16 protein-coding genes are annotated in these 15,425 nt (G+C 70.9%); 6 read left to right on the top strand and 10 right to left on the bottom strand.

Annotated elements, in window-relative coordinates; all coding sequences use genetic code 11:
* The first annotated feature begins 65 nt into the window (after positions 1 to 65).
* Positions 66 to 671 (top strand): Uma2 family endonuclease, encoded by a 606-nt coding sequence (locus tag WME73_RS41430; RefSeq protein WP_437917496.1) that lies wholly within the window; start codon positions 66 to 68, stop codon positions 669 to 671.
* Between the two features lie 80 nt (positions 672 to 751).
* Here the strand turns inward: WME73_RS41430 and WME73_RS41425 are convergent, their stop codons facing one another.
* The 5 genes from WME73_RS41425 to WME73_RS41405 all read right to left on the bottom strand — a co-directional run bounded on the left by WME73_RS41425 (position 752) and on the right by WME73_RS41405 (position 5,009).
* Positions 752 to 1,465: a 2OG-Fe(II) oxygenase gene (locus WME73_RS41425; protein ID WP_437917495.1), complete on the bottom strand. Its 714-nt coding sequence runs from the start codon at positions 1,463 to 1,465 to the stop codon at positions 752 to 754.
* A gap of 23 nt (positions 1,466 to 1,488) precedes the next feature.
* A complete protein-coding gene (ada, locus tag WME73_RS41420; RefSeq protein ID WP_437913151.1) occupies positions 1,489 to 2,562 on the bottom strand; it encodes a bifunctional DNA-binding transcriptional regulator/O6-methylguanine-DNA methyltransferase Ada in 1,074 nt (357 codons plus the stop codon).
* Between the two features lie 142 nt (positions 2,563 to 2,704).
* A complete protein-coding gene (locus WME73_RS41415; RefSeq protein WP_437913150.1) occupies positions 2,705 to 3,463 on the bottom strand; it encodes an NAD-dependent deacylase in 759 nt (252 codons plus the stop codon).
* A gap of 184 nt (positions 3,464 to 3,647) precedes the next feature.
* Positions 3,648 to 4,010 (bottom strand): GFA family protein, encoded by a 363-nt coding sequence (locus tag WME73_RS41410; RefSeq protein WP_437917494.1) that lies wholly within the window; start codon positions 4,008 to 4,010, stop codon positions 3,648 to 3,650.
* A 231-nt stretch (positions 4,011 to 4,241) separates the two neighbouring features.
* Complete coding sequence (locus WME73_RS41405; protein ID WP_437913149.1) at positions 4,242 to 5,009, bottom strand: SDR family NAD(P)-dependent oxidoreductase; 768 nt, start codon at positions 5,007 to 5,009, stop codon at positions 4,242 to 4,244.
* Between the two features lie 91 nt (positions 5,010 to 5,100).
* Here WME73_RS41405 and WME73_RS41400 point away from each other — a divergent pair, with 91 nt between their 5' ends.
* Positions 5,101 to 6,054 carry an ABC transporter substrate-binding protein gene (locus WME73_RS41400; protein ID WP_437913148.1) on the top strand — a complete coding sequence of 318 codons (954 nt, stop codon included), beginning with the start codon at positions 5,101 to 5,103 and terminating at the stop codon, positions 6,052 to 6,054.
* A gap of 38 nt (positions 6,055 to 6,092) precedes the next feature.
* On the opposite strand, the gene WME73_RS41395 is transcribed toward WME73_RS41400, so the two are convergent.
* Positions 6,093 to 6,911 (bottom strand): hypothetical protein, encoded by an 819-nt coding sequence (locus tag WME73_RS41395; protein WP_437913147.1) that lies wholly within the window; start codon positions 6,909 to 6,911, stop codon positions 6,093 to 6,095.
* 140 nt (positions 6,912 to 7,051) lie between these two features.
* Between WME73_RS41395 and WME73_RS41390 the strand changes: the two genes are divergently transcribed.
* Positions 7,052 to 7,465 carry a hypothetical protein gene (locus WME73_RS41390; RefSeq protein ID WP_437853309.1) on the top strand — a complete coding sequence of 138 codons (414 nt, stop codon included), beginning with the start codon at positions 7,052 to 7,054 and terminating at the stop codon, positions 7,463 to 7,465.
* Positions 7,466 to 7,532: 67 nt separating this feature from the next.
* Here the strand turns inward: WME73_RS41390 and WME73_RS41385 are convergent, their stop codons facing one another.
* From WME73_RS41385 to WME73_RS41375, 3 genes are all read right to left on the bottom strand, one after another.
* The gene (locus tag WME73_RS41385; RefSeq protein ID WP_437741752.1) at positions 7,533 to 8,717 is read right to left on the bottom strand and encodes an aldo/keto reductase; all 1,185 of its coding nucleotides are present in this window, start codon (positions 8,715 to 8,717) and stop codon (positions 7,533 to 7,535) included.
* A gap of 30 nt (positions 8,718 to 8,747) precedes the next feature.
* On the bottom strand, positions 8,748 to 10,052 hold the full coding sequence (locus WME73_RS41380) for a putative metal-binding motif-containing protein (protein WP_437741751.1): 1,305 nt from the start codon (positions 10,050 to 10,052) through the stop codon (positions 8,748 to 8,750).
* 232 nt (positions 10,053 to 10,284) lie between these two features.
* The gene (locus WME73_RS41375; protein WP_437741750.1) at positions 10,285 to 10,746 is read right to left on the bottom strand and encodes a PIN domain-containing protein; all 462 of its coding nucleotides are present in this window, start codon (positions 10,744 to 10,746) and stop codon (positions 10,285 to 10,287) included.
* Positions 10,747 to 10,984: 238 nt separating this feature from the next.
* On the opposite strand from WME73_RS41375, the gene WME73_RS41370 reads away from it, so the two are divergent.
* From WME73_RS41370 to WME73_RS41360, 3 genes are all read left to right on the top strand, one after another.
* On the top strand, positions 10,985 to 12,379 hold the full coding sequence (locus WME73_RS41370) for a hypothetical protein (protein ID WP_437913146.1): 1,395 nt from the start codon (positions 10,985 to 10,987) through the stop codon (positions 12,377 to 12,379).
* 162 nt (positions 12,380 to 12,541) lie between these two features.
* The gene (locus WME73_RS41365; protein ID WP_437545418.1) at positions 12,542 to 13,099 is read left to right on the top strand and encodes a hypothetical protein; all 558 of its coding nucleotides are present in this window, start codon (positions 12,542 to 12,544) and stop codon (positions 13,097 to 13,099) included.
* A 122-nt stretch (positions 13,100 to 13,221) separates the two neighbouring features.
* Positions 13,222 to 13,530, top strand: coding sequence for a hypothetical protein (locus WME73_RS41360; protein WP_437741747.1), 309 nt, complete (start codon positions 13,222 to 13,224; stop codon positions 13,528 to 13,530).
* Positions 13,531 to 13,584: 54 nt separating this feature from the next.
* Here the strand turns inward: WME73_RS41360 and WME73_RS41355 are convergent, their stop codons facing one another.
* Positions 13,585 to 14,982 carry a cytochrome-c peroxidase gene (locus WME73_RS41355; RefSeq protein WP_437853298.1) on the bottom strand — a complete coding sequence of 466 codons (1,398 nt, stop codon included), beginning with the start codon at positions 14,980 to 14,982 and terminating at the stop codon, positions 13,585 to 13,587.
* Positions 14,983 to 15,425: the final 443 nt, after the last annotated feature.

Genomic DNA, 15,425 nt, shown 5'->3' with positions numbered 1-15,425 from the left:
GGCAGCCGGGGAGGGGAGCGCTGCCGCCGCCGGGGGGCGCAAGCGTGCTATCCTCACAAGCCGTGATGGCTGGCGCCGCCGTTGCTCTGGACAGCTCGGACCGCCTCAGCGATGAGGCCTGGCTGGAGCTCGCCGAGGACGAGCCGGGCGAGCTCGTCGGCGGCGTGCTCGTGGAGGAAGAGGTGCCGGACTGGATCCACGAGACCGCCGTCATGTGGCTCATCCGGGTGCTCGGCGCGTGGGCGGTGGCCCGCGGCGGCTTCGTGGCCGGCTCGGAGCTCAAGTACCTCCTCCGCAAGGGCAGCGGGCGCAAGCCGGACGTCTCCATGGTGCTGCCCGGGCAGAGGCCTCCGCCGCGGCGCGGGCCCATGCGGCGCCCGCCGGACGTGATGATCGAGGTGGTCTCGCCGCGGCCGCGCGACGTCCACCGCGACCGCATCGAGAAGCTGCGCGAGTACGCGGCGTTCGGCGTGCGCTGGTACTGGCTGCTCGATCCGGCGACGAGGATGCTGGAGATCTACGAGCTCGGGCCGGACGGGCGCTACGTGTGGGCGCAGGCAGCCGCGGGCGGGCGCGTCGAGGCGGTGCCAGGGTGTGATGGGCTGGTGGTCGACCTGGACGAGCTCTGGGGCGAGCTCGACCGGCTGGGGGAAGAGGAGCCGGCCGAGTAACAAGCCGGACGAGGCGACCGGCAAGCAATAGCAACGAGGTTGCCGCACGACGGACTCGCCTGCGGACCCCTCGCGTGCCATCAAGCGGCGTCGTGGAAGATGATGCCCACCGTGTGGCGATGCCCCGAGCGCACGCGGCTGACGCCGTGCCGGACGTTGACCCGGTACACTCCCCGCGTGCCCTGCACGGGTCGATGACGGACCGCGAACACCGTTGCATCGCCCTGGCGCAGCGGCACCACCATCGGTCGAGACTGCATGCGCGGGCGCTGCTCCGTCATCACGAGCTCGCCGCCCGCGAAGTCGCGCTCGGGCTCGGAGAGAAGCACCGCGACCTGGAGCGGAAAGACGTGCTCGCCATAGAGGTCCTGGTGCAAGCAGTTGTAGTCACCCTCGCCATACTGCAGCAGGAGCGGTGTCGGCTGGACCTGGCCCGCGGCATGGCAGCGCTCCACGAAGCGCGCGTGCTCTTCCGGATACTGGACATCGAGGCCCATCGCGGCGCTCCAGCGGTTGGCGACGGGCACGAGGCGCGGGTAGATGCTGGTCCGCAACGAGGCGATCAGCGCGGGCAGCGGGTGCGCGAAGTATTTGTACTCCCCGCGCCCGAACCCGTGCCGCTCCATCACCACCCGGCTGCGAAAGAGCTCATCGCAGGCGTACAATGCAGCCAGATCGTCGCACTCGGTCCGGGCGAGCAAGCCCTCGATCACGGCGCAGCCCTGCGCGTCGAGGTCCCGCGACACGCGCGCCCAGTCCGCCGCCGCCACCCGCTCGTCCACGCGGCTCGCGATCGGGACGTCGTCGCGGCGCGCGCTCAAGCGCCCGCCTCCCGGTCGAGCAGCGCGCGCTTGCGCTCGACACCCCAGCGATAGCCCGACAGGCCGCCATCGTTCCGCACCACACGATGGCACGGGATCGCCACGGCCAGCGCGTTGGCCGCGCACGCCTGCGCCACGGCCCTGACCGCCCTCGGAGCGCCGATGGAGCAGGCGATCTGCGCATAACTCGCGGTCGTACCGCCAGGGATGTCCCGCAACGCCTGCCAGACGCGCTGCTGGAACGCCGTGCCGCGGATGTCGAGCGGCAGCTCGACCGAGGCGCGGGGGCGCTCCACGAGGCCCACCACCTTTGCGACGAGCTGCTCGAACCCGGCATCGGCGCCGAGCAGGTGGGCCCGAGGGAACCGGCGCTCGAGATCGTGCGCCAGCTCCGCCGGGTCGTCGCCGAGCAGGATGGCGCAGACGCCTCGCGCCGTGGCGGCGACCAGGATGGAGCCGAGCGAGCACTCCCCGATCGCAAACCGGATCTCCATCTGCGCGCCTCCGGCGCGGTACCTCGTGGGCGTCATGCCCAGCACCTGGTTCGACTGCTCGTAGAAGCGCCCGCCCGAGCTGTACCCGGCTGCGTAGATCGCCTGGGTCACGGTGCCGTTCTTGCCGAGCTCGGCCCTCATCCGCCTGGCGCGGTGCGCTGCTGCATAGGCTTTCGGCGTCACCCCCGTCACGGCCTTGAAGACACGATGCGTGTGGAAGACGCTCAGCCCGGCATGGCACGCCAGCTCCTCGAGGCTCGGCACCTGCTCGCTGCTCTCGATGAACCGGCACAGCTCGGCGACCTGGGCCGCCTGGCGCTCGGCCAGAGGGGGCCGGTCGGGTTTGCAGCGCAGACACGGCCGGAAGCCCGCCCGCTCGGCGGCGGCCGCGGTCGGATGAAAGCCGACGTTCTCGGGCCTCGCGGGCCGGGCGCCGCAGGAAGGACGGCAGTACACGCCTGTCGTCTTGACCGAGTAGAAGAACTTGCCATCGGCGCTCGCGTCGCGGGCGATCACGGCTGCCCAGCGAGGGTCGCTCTTCACCCCGACGGCGAGCGCATGGGCCTTTCTCGACATGTCGTCTGCCTCCTTCCGGCGCTTCTTGCGGGTCACGAGGCGAGCTTAACGCGCGCGAAGATCGCCGCACTCCGGGTCTTGCTCTCGAATCCGTCGGTGCCGGCGAGGGGTCGGAGCTCGGCCGAGCGGACCCGGCGAGCGGTCAGCTGCCGGGCTCGATGCGGGAGAGGATCCCCTCCAGCGCCTCGACAGCGCGCATCGGGAGCCGCACCGAAACGGCGGTGGAGACCGCGGTGAGCGCCGGGTTGATCTCGATGGTCGGTACCCCGGAGTGCGCGGCCTCCAGGACCGGCCTCGTGATGTAGGGGAACAGGCTCGACGTCCCGATCGAGACGACCACGTCGAACCCCCGCGCGAGCTCCCGCCGGAGGATCTCGACCTTCTCCAGGGGGAGCATCTCCCCGAAGAGGACGACATCGGGCCTGAGCACGGCGGCGCACGCCGGGCAGCGCGGGCACGGGGCGAGCTCCGCGTAATCGTCGACGTGCGCCTCGTAAGGGCAGCGCGTGCAGAGGATGCGGTGGAGATCTCCGTGGATGTCGATGACGTTCGTGGAGCCTGCGCCGCGGTGAAACCCGTCGACGTTCTGGGTGAGCACCCAGCAGCGCGCGAGGCGGCGCTCGATCCGGGCGATCGCCGCGTGCGCTGCGTTGAGCCGCGCGCCGCGGCACGCGCGCTCGATCTGGTGGACGTACTTCCACGTGACCTCCGGGCGCCGCTGGAACATCTCGCCCGAGAGCGCCTCCTCGATGGCGAGCCCCTCGTCGGTCGCCTTCTCGCTGTAGAGCCCTCCGATCCCGCGGTAGGTGGGGATGCCAGAGGCCGCGGAGACCCCCGCGCCGGTGATGAAGAGGGCTGAGCGGGCCGAGGCCAGGAGCGCGCTTGCTCGTTCGATCGACATCGGGCGCCAGTCTACCCGTGTCGCCCGGGCTCGCGCCTGCGGATTGGCCAGGGGCGCGAGCGGGAGGTGCGCGAGCGCCGACGCGAGGCTGGCGATGGTCGGCCGCGGCCGCGCCGTCCGGGCCCGTGGCCCGGTGCGCTGGCCGCGGCCGCGTTCGGCGCGGACCCGGCCAGCCCGGGCGCGACTACAGGCTCTTCCCGTCGAATTTCATCGTCTTGAGCGTGTCGATATCGACATCGTCCAGACAGCGGACGTTGATGGCGCACATCTCCTGTCCGTCGGGACCGACTCCCCGCGCGAACGACTCGACGCCGCAGACCGAGCAGAACACATGGTGAATGACCTTCTTGTTGAACTGGTAGTCGGTGAGAACGTCGCCACCCTCCTTGAGCGTGAGCTGGTCCACCGGCGCGAAGGCCAGCATCGCGCCCAGCTTCGAACAGCGCGAGCAGTTGCACATGACCACGGGACTGCTCAGGTCCACCTTGACCTCGTAGCGAACCTTCCCGCAGTGACAGCCACCTGTATAGGTCTTGATCTCCGTCATGCGCGCATGGTGCCACAGGGAGCTGGCCGCGTGACGCAAAAATGCGATGTGTCGTGGCGGGGTACGCGGGGTACGCGGGTTACGCGGCCGCAACAGATGTTCCGCGCCGAGGCATCGCAGCGGCAGGTCGCCGGCGCCGGTCTCGGCCGCGCTGCATTGCATTCTGTCGGAAACTTTTCTCGGCCCAGGCTGTCCAACGACGCCGCTTCTCGGCGAGGGGCCGTGCCCCGCCTACTGCTCCTCGTAGTTCCACGTCAGCCCGCCATCGACGAAGTACGTCGAGCCGGTCACGTAATCGGCGTCCGCCGAGGCGAGGAACACGGCGAGCCCCGCCACGTCCTCTGGCTTTCCCAGGCGGCCCAGCGGGATCTGGTCGAGCAGCGCGCTCAGCTTGTCGCGATCCTTGAGCAGAGCGGCGTTGATCTCCGTCTCGATCGCCCCGGGCGCGATGGCGTTCACGGTGATCCCGGTGCCGCGCAGCTCCACGGCGAGCGTGCGCGTGAGCATGCGGACGCCCCCCTTGCTGGCGCAGTACGACGCGAAGTGGGGAAACGGGAGATCCTCGTGAACCGAGCTGATGTTGATGATCTTGCCGGGCCGCCCCGCCTCGCGCAGGTGACGGACCATTGCCTGGCTCCCGAAGAACACCGCTTTGAGGTTGGTGTTCATCACCTGATCGTAGTCCTCCTCGGTCACCTCCCAGAACGGCGCCCGCTTCTCCAGCCCGGCATTGTTGACCAGCACGTCCAGCCGGCCGAAGCGCGCGACGGCCTCCTGGAAGAGCCCCCGCACGCTCTGGACGGAGGCGACGTCGACGGCGAACAGATGACCTCGCCTTCCTGCGGCCTCGACCTCTGCCAGGGCTCCCTCGGCGCCCTCTTTGCTCTTGTGGTACGTGAGCGCCACGTCGGCGCCTTCCCGGGCGAACCGGACAGCGATGCTGCGGCCGATGCCCCGGCTGCTCCCTGTGACCAGCGCGATCTTGCCTTGCAGTCTCATGGGGACCTCCTGTCTTCACGAGCATTGTGCCCACCACGAGCATCGTGCGCACCGCCCCCCGCGGGGATCGCCAGGAGATAGAATACCGCGCATGCGCATCGCCTCCCTGCTGCCGTCCGCGACCGAGATCGTCTGCGCGCTGGGCGCCCAGAGCGAGCTCGTCGGTGTCTCGCACGAGTGCGACTTCCCCGAGGGGCTGACCGGCCTCCCGGTGCTCACGCGCCCGCGGCTCAGGCCGGCGCGCTCCAGCCGGGAGATCGACGCCGCGGTCCGCGACGTCCTCCGGGACGCGCTCGCGGTCTACGACATCGATCTGGACGCCCTCCGGGAGGCGCGGCCGGACGTGATCGTGACGCAGGACCTCTGCGACGTCTGCGCGGTGTCGTTCGATGACGTCCGCGCGGCCGTCGCCCGCCTTGCGCGGCAGGACGTGCGCATCATCAACCTGCACCCGACGCGGCTCGACGACATCTGGGCCGACATTCGCCGCGTCGCCGAGGGGATCGGCCGCCCGGCAGGCGGCGAGGCGCTCGTCGAGCGGCTGCGCGCGCGCGTCGCCGCCGTCGCCGCGCGCGCGGCCGCGGCGCCGGGCAGGCCGCGCGTGCTCGCGGTCGAGTGGATCGACCCTGTCATGATCGGCGGCACGTGGATGCCGGAGCTCATCACCCTCGCGGGCGGGGAACCCCTCGTGACGCGACCCGGCGAGCACGCGCCCACGCTCTCGCCGGCCGCGCTCGCCGCGCTCGATCCCGACGTGGTGATGATCAAGCCGTGCGGCTTCACCCTCGAGCGCACGCTCGATGAGCTCGATCTCCTCCCCCGTGTGCTGCCCTGGGCGACGTATCGGGCCGTGGCGCAAGGCCGCGTGTACATTGCTGACGGCAACGCCTTCTTCAATCGCCCCGGTCCCCGCATCGTGGAGTCGCTCGAGATCCTCGCGGCCTGCGCTCACCCGGCCCTGTTTGCCGATGCGCGCCGCGCGCATGCCCGGTCGGTGGTGCGGATCGACGCGGAGCTCCGGCGGCACGCCTTCGAAGACGAGTGACGCCGGCGCTCGACGCCTGCGGCTGTTCTATCGTGTTTCTATCGTGTGGCTCGACCGGCCGCTCTGGGCGCCGGTGGGCGCGCCGCCTGCCGCGCCGAGTCGAGCTCCTCGCGGAGCGCCGCGAGCTCACGCTCGAGGGCGGCGATCTGCTTCTGCTGCATCTGGATCGCTGCCACGGCCATGCTCGTGTACCCGTACAGGTCGACGTGGTCGCCGTCGCTCGCGACCGCCGGGCTCGCCGGATTGTCGTCGATGATGAACCCGAGACGCTCGCGGCCGTGCCCGCCCTCGTGGTTATAACGCCAGGTCGCGAGCGGCGTGGCGACGAGCTCGTCGCGCACGCGCGCGAGCTCGGTCTCCTGCAGGTACCGGATATCGTGCTTGTACCGGGCGCGGGATCTGGGGCAACCCTCCGGCCGCTGCCTCGGATCGTCGCTCGTGCAGAGCAGCTGCGCGTTGCAGTCGTTCGCGGGATCGCATGTCGCGTCCGGTGCGGCGCACGGCTCCCCCTCCTTCTCGTCGGTGCATGGCTTCACCCCGTCGCGGGGCCGGTGCCCGCTGCATACCGGATCGCCGCACGTGAGATACCATCTCAGCTCCTCCGCCCCGCCGCCGGTGCCAGCGCCTGCGCCGCCGCCGCCGTCCCCCGTGCCGCCGGCGCCGGCGCCCGCTCCGCCGCTGCCATCCCCCGCGCCGCCGGTGCCGGAGCTCGCTCCGCCGCTGCCAGCGCCCGCGCCGCCGCTGCCCGCGCTCGCTCCGCCGCTTCCGCTATCCCCTCCGCCCGAATTGCAGCCTGCCGCTGCGGCGAACGCGAGCGCGCAGAGGAGCGCCATCGTCCCTGTACCGTGAATGCGCATGAGAGACCTCCTTGGAACGACTGTCCCTGACCCACGAGGGCAGGATGTCGAACAAGGGCAGGAGGCGGCAAGAACCGTGCGCTGTCGGCCGTCTCCGCTTTTGCAACGCGGATGCTCGCTCCTCGGGTATCCTGGGCGGCATGTCTCCACGTCCCGCGCTGGCGTCTTTCGCCCTCGTGACGGGCATCGTGCTGCTCCTGGGCGGCACTGCGCACGCGGCCTGCGTCCTTGCTGGCGTCGCGAAGAAGGGCGTTATTCCGCACGCGGATCGGGCTGCTCATCTCGCCTTCATCAGCCTCGCCCAGTGGACCGCGGGCGCGCTCGATGTGCTCGCCGCCCGCGGGCTGCAGCGAGGCGAGCCGTGGACGCGCGGGCCGCTGACGATCTCGGGGCTCCTCGTGATCGGCTGGGCAGGCGTCGGGCTTCCGCTGCTCCTCGACGCCTCGCTGACATTGCGGGCGATGCTCGCCCTCTACGCGGCCGCGCACCTCGGCATGCTGGTGGCCCTGTGGGGCTGGCGAGGAGCTCGCCTGGAAGTCGGCGCGCCTCCGTGACCGACAGCGGCGCGCGCCCGGCTCACCCGCCGAGGCGCCGCTCGCCGGGCCGGCGCGAGGCCCAGACTCAGTGTTTGCCGAGGCGCCTCACCTCTTGCCCTGCGAGCAGCGCGTGCGCTTCCGCCAGCACCTCGGGGATGCGGTGCCGCTGCGGCGCGCCCGCGAGGGCCTGCGCGAGGTCGAGCTCCCGCACGCGATCGGCGCGGTTCCCCGGGAACCAGTGGTCGCCGCTGCCGAGGAGGTTGTACCGCATCTTGCCGTAGGCCGTCATGTCGAGCGCGCGGGCGAAGTTGTACAGCCGCAGGATCTCGCGGATGTTGACGTGCCCGGGGACGGCTTCCCAGTCGGGGAGGCCGACGTGCCATGTGTCGCACCACGCGCGGCCGAGCACCCGCTCGAGCTCTTCGTCGAGCCTGCGCAGGATCGGCGCCAGCGCGGCCTGCGGGGCGCCCTCGCCGTCGAGCAGCGGCAAGGCCTTCATGTGCTCGTCGAAGTCGGACGGGCGCGCCGCCCCGACGCTGATCGTGTGGACCTCGGGGCGAGCGAGGCAGAAGAGGTCGTTGAACACGATCGGCGAGAGCGGGTCGCAGAGCCGCACGAGCTTGTCGCTCGGCTCGTACAGCTTGCCCCCCTTGTCGGTGGGGCTGATGATGAAGACCCCCATGTCCTGCTCGGCCGCAGCCTGGATGGCCGGCCAGGCGAGCTGATTCACGTAGTACCAGTGCAGGTTGACGTAATCGCAGCGGCCGTCCTGCACCATGGCGGTGATCACGCGCGGCGCCGCGTGCGTCGAGAACCCCACCGCGCGCACGCGGCCTTGCCGCTTCAGCTCGAGCGCAGCGTCCAGGCAGCCACCTTTGCGCAGCGACCACGAGAGGCGCGTCTCGTCGTTGACGCCGTGGAGGGCGAACAGGTCGACGTGATCGAGGCGGAGGAGCTTCATCGACCGCTCGAACGTCGCAAGGAACTTCGCTGGATCCGCCTCGGGGCTGACCTTCGTCTGGACGATGAGCCGCTCGCGCGGCAGCGTCGGCAGGATCTTCCCGAGCTGCTCCTCGCTCGTGCCGTACCCTCGCGCGGTCTCGATATGATAGATGCCAAGCTCGAGCGCCCGCTCGATGCACGCCTCGAGGTTGCGCTGGCTCGCGGGCGAGATGGGGTCCTTGTCGTTCCAGGATTGCTGGTACCGCATCCCTCCGCACGAAAGGACAGGCATCTTGATCTCGGTGCGACCGAAGCGGCGGTAGAGCATGCGTGTTGACCTCAGGCTCGGAAGGAAGGCTTACCGTAGGGTGCCACTCTTCCGCAGCCGCCGCAACGCGAGGAGGGCGAACGGCGAGGCGAGCGTCAGCAGCCGCCACGGAGACCCGCCGCGGGGGTCGCCGGCGTCGATGGCGCAACCGCCGCTGTCCGCTCCTCCCTCGTCCGGCGCGCCGCCGCCCGCGGAGCCCGCGGAGGCAACGCCGCCGCCGGCGCTTCCCGCGCTTCCCGCGCTGCCGGCGCTGCCAGCGCTCACGGCCGTGCCGGCGCCGGTCCCGCTGCTGCACGTGCCGCTCGGGCAGCCCTCGCCGGGCGCGCAGAGGCCTGGGTCCTCGTCGACCTCGCCGTCGCAGTCGTCGTCGAGCGCGTTGCACACCTCGGCGCTCGGTTCGCCGGGCGTGCATGACCCGGGGGCGCACGCGGTCGCTTCCCGCGCGCACATCCCGACGCCGCACACCTCGCGCACGCCCTCGTCGATGCGGCCATCGCAGTCGTCGTCGGCGAGATTGCATGTCTCGGTCGCGTCCGGGTGGACGTCAGGGGACCTGTCGTTGCAGTCGTTGGAGCTCGGCGCGTACCCCTCGGGGGGGCACTTCGCCGTGACCGTCGCGCCGAAGAACGAGCCATAGCCGTCGCCGTCGGCGTCTTCATACTGCGTGGTGACCTCGAGCTCCTCGTCGACCTCTCCATCGCAGTCGTCGTCGATCTCGTTGCAGGCTTCTTCCTGATCGGGATGGATGTTGACGCTGTAGTCGTCGCAATCGCCGCCGCGCTCGGCGTGATCGGCCGGCCGGGTGCAATCGACCCTGGGCACGCTGGAGTCGCCGTAGCCGTCGGCGTCGCGATCGAGGTAATACGTCGTCCCGGTGCATCCGTAGGCAAACGCGGTGTCGGCGGACGAAGCGCCGTCTCCGCGCGGGCCGTTGTCGCCGTTGGCCGCGAGGGCCCACACCTGGACGACGACCCCGCCCGGCGCGCCCGGCGCGATCCACTGCGCGTCGAAGCGGACGGCCCCGCCGCTCGCCCGCTTCGGCGCGTCGTGGACGAGCTGGTGCTCGTCGATGAGCTTGGTGCCTTGGCCGTTGATGGGGGAGAGCCGACCTGTCTCGGTGAGGAGATAGATGCCCCCGGCGTTGATGTTGGCAGACCGGATCTGCACCTGCAGAGTCACCGTCTCGCCGGCCGCCGGGTTCTTGGGGCTATAGTCGATGGTGATATCTGGCTCCGCGCCGCCGGTGTGGCAGCCGTTGCACCCCTCCACCGCAAGCCCGGCGCGGCGGGCGTGGGCCTGCGGCGCAGCCAGGGTGGTCAAAAGGGCCAAGCTCACCGGGAGGACCGGTGAAATAAGCGATGTACTTCGCATGCGCCTCGCCGCGCAGCCCAGGCTCGCGAGCTCCGCGCGCTCCGCTGCGACGCTCAGGGATAGCTGCCCTCGCCGGGTGCGACAAGTGCATTTGCACGGAGTGTAAACTTGCGCCGTGACCATCCAGAGATGCTGTTTTTCGACGTTCCTCGGACGGCGGTTGTCGCGACGTGCATTCGCCGCTCGCTGCGACGCGTTATCCGGATTCGAGCCGAACGTGCTGCGGCCTTGTCACATCGCAGACGACACCGTGGTACTTGAGGAGCCCTTCGTCGAGCGTCACCACGGTGGCATTCGCGCGGCGGGCGGCCCACAGATACACGAGGTCAGTCGCGTTGGCGAAGGGCCTGCGGCCGCGCATGCGCCTCGTCAGCTGGTCGAGGAACTCCGTGATGGCGCCCGCGTCCACGGGCGCGACCAGCTCGATCGCGAGGCCTCCCAGCGGGCTCGTTGCCGCGGGCGCGGCCCGCCGCGACACCGCGAGCCGTTGCTCGGCGACGTACACCTCCAGCCATAGCTCGGGCGGCGCGAGCACGCGCGCCGCGCCCGCGGCCACGGCGGCGCGGGCGCGCTCGAGAAAGGCGAGCGCGTCCGCGTGCCCGGGCTCTCTGGGCTTCATCGAGGCGATGGCGACGGAGCTATCGAGAACGATCCGCATGAGGCCTCCTCGGGACGGACGCACCCTCGCGCCGCTCCAGATCTGCCCGGCGGTCCGGGTGGGTTGGTGACATCGAGACCCGGTATCCAGGGCCGCGGCCGGATGGAAGGTCCACCGGCAGCAGGGGCCGAGGCTGCGTGGAGGGGACAGGGCGATGGCACATGCTGGCACGGCGGTGCTCTCCCGGCGCCCAGAGACACGTGTGTTCGCCCGGTACATGCCTTGCTTGTCGCCGTCCATGCGAAACTTCCTGCTTCGAATCCTGGTCGCATCCCAGTGGGGCGCGAGCCTTGCGCTGGTGTCGGGCTGCGGCACGCACATCGAGTCCGGCTCCAGCTCGAGCTCGCCTGGAGGCGCGACGTCGGGGGTGAGCTCCGGTTCGAGCTCGCCTGAAGGCGCGACATCCAGCTCCAGCTCGAGCTCGACGGCTGGCGCGACATCGGGGGCCGGCGGAGGCGGCGAGGTCGATCCCCCTGACGCCTCGGCGCCGCTCGATCCCTATCCGGATCCGACCTGCGTCGGGCCGTTTCATGACGGTGGCTATTACGGCCAGTGTTGCTACGAGGTGCACTGCACGGCGCCGGTCGGCGGCGCCTGCCCTGCGGCCGCCGAGGCTGCGCCGCACCTCGACGACCTGCCGCCCGGCTCGGGGACGTGTACGTGCAGCGCCGAGGGCGAGGGCGCGGCCGGGTGGATCCAGGGCCCCTACGCGAACCGAACGGCGTCGGATCCGGCGAGCTGCTGCTACCTCGTCGGTTCCATCTCCTGTGAAGGGCGCCCTCTCCTGGTCCGGGGCGAGCCCCGCGTCGCGCCGCTCGCGCACGCCCCGAGCGCGTGGTCGCAGACCGACTTGCGGCGCTTCGAGCGCGCGCTCGCCGACACCGACCTGAGCGCGCTCGCGCCCGCGGCGCGCCGTGAGCTCGCCCGGCGCTGGGCCGAGCGTGGCCAGAACGAGCACGCCTCGGTCGCCTCCTTCGGCCGCTTCGCGCTCGCGCTGATGGCCCAGGGCGCGCCTCCCCAGCTGCTCGAAGCGGCGCACCGCGCGGCGCTCGACGAGGTGCGGCACGCGCGCGTCGCGCTCGCGATCGCCTCGGCGTACGCGGGGGAGCCGGTGGGCGTCGGCCCGCTGCCCCTGCAGGGCGCGCTCGACGACCTCGGCTCGCTCGAGGCCATCACCCTGGCGACCGTCGTGGAGGGCTGCGTCGGAGAGACCCTCTCGGCCATCGAGGCGGAGGTCGCGGCGCAGGCGGCGGAGCCGCCGGCGGTGCGCATGGCGCTCCAGGCGATCGCGCGCGACGAGGCCCGCCACGCGGAGCTCGCCTGGGCGTTCGTCCGATGGGCCGTCACGACGGGCGGCGCGCGCCTTCGAGAGCGCGTCGCCGCGGCCTTCGCGCGCGCGCTCGACCAGGTGGGCACCGGAGCTCCGGGCATGGCAGACGGCGATCTCCCGCCCTCCCACGGGTTCCTCGCTGAAGGCGAGCTCCACCGGCTGCGGCGGCAGGCCGTGGCCGACGTGCTCCGCCCCGCCGCCGCCGCGCTCGTCGACGAGCGTGGTCCATCCGCCGGACGAGAGTTCAGCGGCGCTCGCGGGAATGCCGTGCTGCGCGGCGGCGCGACGTACCTGTCGACGTGACCTGGCGCCGGGCAAGCGCCGTTCTCGTCGGGGCCGCGCCGGGCCCGATCTCGCGGACGCCGGCGCGCTGCCGAGACGGCGCGCCTGCGACGGCCAGGATCCTGGCGCGCAGTCAAGCCCTGGGCACGATCTTGCTTGTGCGTCGCGGCGAGGTGGAACGACATGGCTACACTCTCGACGTCCGCATGGGTGCTGCATGAGCTCGGTCTGGCCGCGGGGTTCGGTGGTCCCCTCTTCGGCCGGCTGGCGTTGCGCCAGGCGGTCAAGGACATCCATTCCGAGGCCGAGCGGGGCAAGGTGCTCTCTGACGCATGGCAGCGGTACAACCTCGTCAGTGCGATCTCGCTCGGCACCGCCGCGGCCACCTGGTTCATCGGGCGGACGGTGATCTCGGGGCGCTCGATCGACCGTGAGACCCGCGATCTGGTGCGCTTGAAGGACATCCTCCTGGGCGCGACGCTCGCCACGAGCGTCGCCAGCATGCTGGGCGGACAGCAGATGCGCGAAGAGGCGCCCGACGGCGGGGTGCCCCTCCTCAAGGAGGGTGAAGCGCCGGCGCCGCGCCCGCCCGCGAAGGCCGCGGCGCTGCACCGGCTCCTCGGCGTCATGGGGCCGCTCAACATCGCCCTCACGGCGGGGGTGATCGGCGTGACCACGGTCCTCGCCATGAAGTCCGGTCGTTCGGCGAAGTGGAGCCTCCTCTCCCGGCTGCTGCCTTGAGCTGCGCCCTCCCGGGAGCGGTCGCCGGAGAGAGCCGGCGCGCCGCCCTGGCTGCTGTTGCCCACTGGCGCCGACCTGGGCCGCGCCAGCGCGCGGCGTCGCGCTCGTGATACGGTGGGCCGATGAAGGTAATGACCATGTTGGTGCTCGCCCTCGTCGCCGTGGGCTGCAGCGACGAGCACGGCGAGGAGGGTTGCCCCGAGCTCTGTGAGCAAGCCGTGGAGTGCCCGGGGGACGCCATGACGGAGCAGAGCTGCCTCGCGATGTGCAGCGCCGATACGGAGGCCGCCGAGGAGGCAGGCTGTCACGACGCCTGGGAGTCGTATCTCGAGTGTCGGAACCACGCCGAGGACCACTGCGATTCTGCGAAGTACGACGAGGAGTGCAGCATCCAGAAGGAATCGCTGAGCAGCTGCCTGGACCGCAGCTGAGCCGGGGCGCCGGCGGGCGCTCGACCGCGTGAGCGCCGCCCGCCCGGCCCGCGGCTACTCGAAGCGATGGACCTCGCGCCCGCTCGGGAGCTCCTCCGGGATGAGCGCCTCGAGCCGCTTCGGCGTCGCGCGCGGGTCGAGCAGCGCCTCTCCCACGAAGGCGCAGAGCCAGCTGATCTCCTCCTCCGTGAGGTCGATCGGCTCCTGCAGCAGCGGGTCGACGGCGGCGAGGACCGGCGCGAGCGGGCCCATCTCACCCCGCAGATCGCGATCGAGGTGCTTGTTCGTGTACTCCGTGGCCGACGTGTAGACGTCGAGGTGGTGGCGGATGGCGCCTTCCAGCGACGTGAACGAGCCGTTGTGGAAGAACGTGGGCTGGAGGGCGACGTTGCGCAGCGGCGAGGTCCTGAACTTGTACCGATCGGCCGGATCCCCCGTGACCTGCTCCAGGCCGAAGTCCTCATCGGCGTTCGGGCCGTCGAAGACCACGTTCGAGTGCGCCGGATCGTCGGTCGGCGCGATCTGCGGCACGCCGATCGCGTGCTGCTGGAAGTCGCTGAACATCTCGTTCGACTCCCCCGACACCGCGTGGCACCTGACGCACCCCGCCTCGCCGAAGAAGAGCAGCGCGCCGCGCTTCTGCTCCAGCGTCATCGCGTGCCGGCGGCCGCGGGCGAACCTGTCGATGGGCGCGTCGGCGAACGTGAGCGACATCTCGAACTCGGCGATGGCGGCCGCGATCATCTGGTAGGTGATGTCGTCCCCTCGCTTCACCGCCCGGAAGCTCTTGGCGAACCGCTTCCGGTACGCCTTCACGTCGTTCACGCGCGCCGTGACCTCCTCGCGCACGACATCGTGCGATTGCGGCGCCTCGTACCCGGTCATCTCGGTGATCTCGGTCGGCGGGATGAACGCCTGGGCGTTGAGCAGGTGCGGCAGGGAAGAGAGCGACATCCCCTCCGGCGCGGTGAACGAGAACCCCTGGCTGTTGTCGAAGGGGTCGCCGGACACGGCGAAGAACCGCGAGTTCCACATCAGCGTGGGGTAGAAGGCCGTGTTGATGATGGTGGGCGAGCGGCGCTGGTTGCGCGGCCCTGTGCGGTGCGGCCCGACGACGCCGTTGTTGTCGATGCCGATGGCGATCGACTGCGTGTCGGCGAAGCCCGCGGTCGGCGCGTGGCAGCCTGAGCACGAGTTGTCGTCGTTCAGGCCGAGGACGCTGTCGAAGAAGAGGTCACGCCCGAGCTTCGCGAGCTTCTTGTCGAGCTTCCGCCCGAGCCGCGACTCCAGCGTCGACTCGATCTCTCCGGTGAACCCGTGTCGGGCGAGCACCTTGGCGAGCCGCTCATCGACGGAAGAGCCCTTGGCGCGCGCCGGCCGCGCCAGGACGAGCGTGAGGACGAGAAAGGCCGTCAGGGCGGCGAGCGCGCGCCCGAGGGATCGCAGGGTCATGGTGCCTCCAGGTCCCCCGGCGGGGGAGGCGCACATCGGGGTGCGCGCTTGAGATCAACCAGTCCTGCCCAGATCCTGACCGAGCGGCGGTGAATGGGATGTTGGGAATCTAAACTCGTGAGCTGTCTATCGGCAAGACAAATTAGACAAATATTCCATGATTCAAAGGGCTTACTGCGTGTCCTTGAGTGTCCATGCGTATCCCTCCGTACTCTTGCGTGTCCCCGCGTATCCCCTCGTGTTCTTGCGTATACGACGGTCTGTTCACCGCGTTATCTGCGGTTGTCGCGCCTACATTTGGCGGGGGCGCCGCGGTGCGGCGGGCGTGGCGTCGTTGTAGGTGCGTGGCCGGCGCTCCGCGTCGGTGCGGCGCCCGCGCGCAGCGCGCCTCCGAGGTCGCGTGACACTCATGCTTTGTGGGGCGCGATGGGCCGTCGTATGCT

It is taken from the genome of Sorangium sp. So ce302, from assembly GCF_051530145.1.
Taxonomy (GTDB): domain Bacteria; phylum Myxococcota_A; class Polyangia; order Polyangiales; family Polyangiaceae; genus Sorangium; species Sorangium cellulosum_B.
The sequence above is the reverse complement of the archived record's forward strand: the minus strand, read 5'-3'. Positions and strand labels throughout refer to the sequence as shown.

Bases quoted from the DNA above. Each gene is read 5' to 3' on its own strand.
- WME73_RS41430 (WP_437917496.1), top strand. From the start codon at position 66: ATGGCTGGCGCCGCCGTTGCTCTGGACAGCTCGGACCGCCTCAGCGAT.
- ada (WP_437913151.1), bottom strand. From the start codon at position 2,562: ATGTCGAGAAAGGCCCATGCGCTCGCCGTCGGGGTGAAGAGCGACCCT.
- WME73_RS41415 (WP_437913150.1), bottom strand. From the start codon at position 3,463: ATGTCGATCGAACGAGCAAGCGCGCTCCTGGCCTCGGCCCGCTCAGCC.
- WME73_RS41410 (WP_437917494.1), bottom strand. From the start codon at position 4,010: ATGACGGAGATCAAGACCTATACAGGTGGCTGTCACTGCGGGAAGGTT.
- WME73_RS41405 (WP_437913149.1), bottom strand. From the start codon at position 5,009: ATGAGACTGCAAGGCAAGATCGCGCTGGTCACAGGGAGCAGCCGGGGC.
- WME73_RS41400 (WP_437913148.1), top strand. From the start codon at position 5,101: ATGCGCATCGCCTCCCTGCTGCCGTCCGCGACCGAGATCGTCTGCGCG.
- WME73_RS41395 (WP_437913147.1), bottom strand. From the start codon at position 6,911: ATGCGCATTCACGGTACAGGGACGATGGCGCTCCTCTGCGCGCTCGCG.
- WME73_RS41390 (WP_437853309.1), top strand. From the start codon at position 7,052: ATGTCTCCACGTCCCGCGCTGGCGTCTTTCGCCCTCGTGACGGGCATC.
- WME73_RS41385 (WP_437741752.1), bottom strand. From the start codon at position 8,717: ATGCTCTACCGCCGCTTCGGTCGCACCGAGATCAAGATGCCTGTCCTT.
- WME73_RS41375 (WP_437741750.1), bottom strand. From the start codon at position 10,746: ATGCGGATCGTTCTCGATAGCTCCGTCGCCATCGCCTCGATGAAGCCC.
- WME73_RS41370 (WP_437913146.1), top strand. From the start codon at position 10,985: ATGCGAAACTTCCTGCTTCGAATCCTGGTCGCATCCCAGTGGGGCGCG.
- WME73_RS41365 (WP_437545418.1), top strand. From the start codon at position 12,542: ATGGCTACACTCTCGACGTCCGCATGGGTGCTGCATGAGCTCGGTCTG.
- WME73_RS41360 (WP_437741747.1), top strand. From the start codon at position 13,222: ATGAAGGTAATGACCATGTTGGTGCTCGCCCTCGTCGCCGTGGGCTGC.
- WME73_RS41355 (WP_437853298.1), bottom strand. From the start codon at position 14,982: ATGACCCTGCGATCCCTCGGGCGCGCGCTCGCCGCCCTGACGGCCTTT.